The 2,757-nt window shown below is 42.8% G+C and carries 2 protein-coding genes; both read right to left on the bottom strand.

Features of this window, described 5'->3' with window-relative positions; genetic code table 11:
• Positions 1-191: 191 nt before the first annotated feature.
• The gene (locus F6K20_RS32910; protein WP_502708907.1) at positions 192-1,355 is read right to left on the bottom strand and encodes a Na/Pi symporter; all 1,164 of its coding nucleotides are present in this window, start codon (positions 1,353-1,355) and stop codon (positions 192-194) included.
• A 445-nt stretch (positions 1,356-1,800) separates the two neighbouring features.
• A complete protein-coding gene (locus tag F6K20_RS32905) occupies positions 1,801-2,616 on the bottom strand; it encodes a hypothetical protein (protein ID WP_287297562.1) in 816 nt (271 codons plus the stop codon).
• Positions 2,617-2,757: the final 141 nt, after the last annotated feature.

Here is a 2,757-nt window from a genome sequence, read left to right as displayed (position 1 = left end):
TGCCATCAGCGGTCAGCGGTCAGCCTTGGCCATTGGCGAATGGCTAACGGGAATTGAGGTGCTTATTTTATTCAAAAGCTGTTCGCACCTCAATTCCGGTGGCCACAGGCCCAAAGCTGATACGCGACACGCTGATAGCTGATAGCTGAATGCTTACGCTATGTGGTCAGTCCCTCACCAACATTTGACTATTACAACAGGACTGTAACCCCAAGCAGGATGCCAGGAATCACAAAAAAGACGCCAATGATATAGGCAAATGCGATCGCTTTTCCTTCACTAGCCACAGCAGCGAGGGTTTCTGCACTGACAATTGGCAAGCGACAGAGGAAGGGAATGCCATAGATGATAACCACCCCAAGCACGTTGTAGAGCAAGTGAACCATGGCAATTTCTAGGGCAGGAACCGCTTCCGCGCCAGAAACAGCGGTCGCTGCTAGCAAGGCAGTAATACAAGTGCCGATGTTGGCACCGAGGGTGAAGGGATAGATTTGCGCTAGGCCAAATAGCCCTGCACCGGCCAAGGGTACCATCAAGCTGGTGGTAGTGGAGGAAGATTGAACCAGAACTGTCATAAAGGTACCAGCAGCAATACCCGCGATTGGCCCTTTACCAATGGCTGTATGAAGAATATCTTTGGCACGACCGACCATTAGGACTTTAAGCAGTTTGCCAATAAAGCTAATGGTCAAGAAAATCATCGCGATTCCTAAAATAATCAAAGCAATACCGTCAAAGGGCGCTGGTAAAATGTGAGTTATTGTTTTAAACAAACCCACCACTGGCTTAGTAGCAGCCTTGACAAAGTTCAAATCCTTGACACTTAGAGAACCGCCTCCTACCAAATTTTGAGCTAAGAAATAGGCAATCTTCTCTAGGGGATGAAAGATAATCTCAACGGGCAGAAAAATGACTACACTAAGTAAGTTAAAAAAGTCATGGATTGTAGCCGCAGCAAAGGCTCGCTTAAATTCGGTTTTATCCCCAATATGACCTAAACTCACTAAGGTATTGGTAATACTGGTACCGATATTTGCCCCCATCACCATTGGTACAGCAGTGGTTACCGGTAAGCCTCCAGCCACTAAACCAACAATAATTGAGGTTACGGTACTTGATGATTGAATTAATGCTGTGGCAACGGTACCAACGATTAGTCCTAAGAAAGGATTAGTGGCAAAGGCAAAGAGTTCTTTAGCTTGTGATCCGGTTGCGGATTTAAAACCCGAACCAATCATGCCAACTGCTACAATTAGCAGATATACTAATAGTATAACACTAATCCATTGCCGAATATTGTTACCTTGGTTTGACCCTTGGCTTCTTTCTATCGGTTGCTCTGAAATGTTACTAATAATTCATGTGCTGCTATAGCTTTTCCTAATCCGGTGAGGTACACGCTAGGGGGGTCAATGGTTTGTAACGATTGCTTATAAATAAGCAATCATTCTTAACACGATTAAGCTGTACCTCACTACCATAGGAAAGCCTGTATACTTGATTCCAGAGCTAACCGTATATCACAAAGTTTAACTTTGAGTTATAAATTCGTTATCAAAATAATAAAATTATAGGTAAGCTATCAGCTATCAGCGTGTCGCGTATCAGCTTTAGCAAAGGGAACAGGGAATAGGGAATAGAACAGAACAGGGAATAGAAAGTAGGGTGGGCAAAATTCTATTATCTAGAATTATCAAAAGAACTAAACGGTTTTTGCCCACCAACAGAAAGGGTGTGCAAAGTTCTATTATCTAGAATTATCAAAAGAACTAAACGGTCTTTGCCCACCCTACAACCTTATCATTTTGATAACCGATGAATAATGCGATACACAATTAACCCAGGGATCGCACCAAATACAACACCGACCAAAACATGAAATAGCACAAACCAGAACATGTAACTCAAGCAAGACTGGAGTTCAGCTTTAGGGCATTTTTCTATCGATACATTCGGGTTTAGTTTGATCAAAATCGCTTCTAGAGGTTTAGCATCGGTTTGGGAAGAAATACCACTAACCCCTAAACCAATACCGACAGAGGCAATCCAACGTTCTAAACTTTTTTCTCGGGCTTGATCAGCCTTCTCCTTATCTCTCAGGGCTTTTTCCAAAGCGCGATCGCTGAAAGCGGGACTTCGTCCATCGCGTTCTGCCTGCTCAATCTCTACAATGCCTCGGATACTACCAAGCATCTGGTCAAATAGTTGCTGACCGGGTTTAAGATAATTGAGGTTGGTTTGAATCTGACGTTGAAACAGCTTGGTTCTTTGGTTGAGGAAGTCTGCTAAAAACTCGATATTATCGTCTTCGAGACTAGATTCACGGATTTTTTCCAACCATGTGTCATAGTTGGCGGCATTGGTAGCGATCGCAGTTTTGTGATCCTCCATGTCTCGCAGATAACCAGCATAGTCAAAGGTCTTGGATGGCATCTCCGTCAGTTTTTGCTTCAGTTGCTCTAGCCGTGTTTCTCGCTCTGTTGGCAATTCCTTGAAGCCTTCAACCTCTTGTTCCAGTTGCCCATAGAGTCCTCTAGTTTGGCGATAACACCAACGAGATTCATGATAAGCAAACAGGATTTTACTGCGACAGCACAATAGATTGAAAAATGACAAAGACGTCTTTTCAATAGACCTCTCAAAAAAACAAACTTATGGTAAAATAAGATAAAATTAATCACTTTTATCAACCTCAAAAACCATGAGCTACACTTGGAACTACATCCAAAAAAATCCTAAACAAACAAAAAGATTGCT

The organism is Moorena sp. SIO2C4 (assembly GCF_010672485.1).
GTDB lineage: Bacteria > Cyanobacteriota > Cyanobacteriia > Cyanobacteriales > Coleofasciculaceae > Moorena > Moorena producens.
This window is presented reverse-complemented; position numbering and strand designations above follow the sequence as displayed.